This window comes from Salifodinibacter halophilus, from assembly GCA_012999515.1.
GTDB lineage: Bacteria > Pseudomonadota > Gammaproteobacteria > Nevskiales > Salinisphaeraceae > Salifodinibacter > Salifodinibacter halophilus.
In genome coordinates, this window is sequence record JABEEB010000230.1 from 1 (window position 1) to 274 (window position 274).

The 274-nt window shown below is 74.1% G+C and carries 1 protein-coding gene; it reads left to right on the forward strand.

Annotated elements, in window-relative coordinates:
- On the forward strand, positions 1–274 hold a 274-nt coding region (locus HKX41_11445; protein ID NNC24746.1), incomplete at both ends, for a sulfurtransferase.

Below are 274 nucleotides of genomic sequence, written 5' to 3' on the forward strand. Positions count from 1 at the left end.
CGCGCGCGGGCGAGCGTTTCCGCGGCGAAGTCGAACCCTTGGACAAGGTCGCCGGCCACGTGCCCGGCGCGCGCAACCGCGCGTTCGCGCTGAACCTGGAAGACGGCCGCTTCAAGTCGCCGCAGGCGCTGGCGCAGGAGTTCGCGCCGCTGCTGCAGGGGCGCGCGCCGCAACAGGTCGCGGCGATGTGCGGCTCCGGCGTCACCGCCTGCCATCACCTGCTGGCGTTGACGCACGCGGGCTTCGACGGCGCCGGGCTGTACACCGGCTCGTG